The organism is Flavobacterium bizetiae, from assembly GCF_902804475.1.
Classification (GTDB): domain Bacteria; phylum Bacteroidota; class Bacteroidia; order Flavobacteriales; family Flavobacteriaceae; genus Flavobacterium; species Flavobacterium bizetiae.
In genome coordinates, this window is record NZ_CADCSU010000240.1 from 1 (window position 1) to 682 (window position 682).

Consider the following 682-nt stretch of genomic DNA (forward strand, 5'->3'; position numbering starts at 1 on the left):
TATTATAAGTAATTGCTTGTTCAAAATTAAATCTCAATATTTGAGAAAAGGCTCTTGTTAAACCACGGCTTTTGCAATAACTCAATCGCATACCTTCGCAAGAAGAATGAAAACCAAAATTTAAAAAAGGCATTATAAAGCAATAAAAAAAGATAAACATGATCATTATAATAAAAATCATGTTTATCTTTTTATAGGAATCTATTTCGTAAGAAGATTTTATTTCCACAAAAGAGATTTATTATTTTGTTTCTTCAACTTTTATAGTGTCGGTTGTTATTTCGATAGCATCTAAAGAATCCTGTACTTTTGCTGACTCTATAGCAACAGAATCAATTGCTTTTGTTATTTCGTCTTTATGAGATACCAATACAGATCCTATAGCACCTACAAAAAGTACTGTTCTTATAATTACAACTACTATTGAAACGATACCTAAAATCATACCCACTTTTGATAACGTAGTTGAAGCAGCTGCCTTTTTAGCCTTAGATAAACCAATCGCTCCTAAAATTATTGCAATACCTCCAAGAATTATTGCAAATATACCAAAGCACGGTATAAAAGAAGTTATTATAGCGGGTATACCGATTATTAAAGCTACAATACCTAAACTATCATCTTTAGATTGTCCTGAACTATTTTCCATTCTTTTATTTTAATTTTAACAAAAATAGAAAAA

The 682-nt window shown here is 28.6% G+C and carries 1 protein-coding gene; it reads right to left on the reverse strand.

Features of this window, described 5'->3' with window-relative positions:
• Positions 1-241: 241 nt before the first annotated feature.
• Positions 242-649: a hypothetical protein gene (locus tag FLACOL7796_RS24495; protein ID WP_173973382.1), complete on the reverse strand. Its 408-nt coding sequence runs from the start codon at positions 647-649 to the stop codon at positions 242-244.
• Positions 650-682 lie beyond the last annotated feature (33 nt).

Bases quoted from the DNA above. Each gene is read 5' to 3' on its own strand.
- FLACOL7796_RS24495 (WP_173973382.1), bottom strand. From the start codon at position 649: ATGGAAAATAGTTCAGGACAATCTAAAGATGATAGTTTAGGTATTGTA.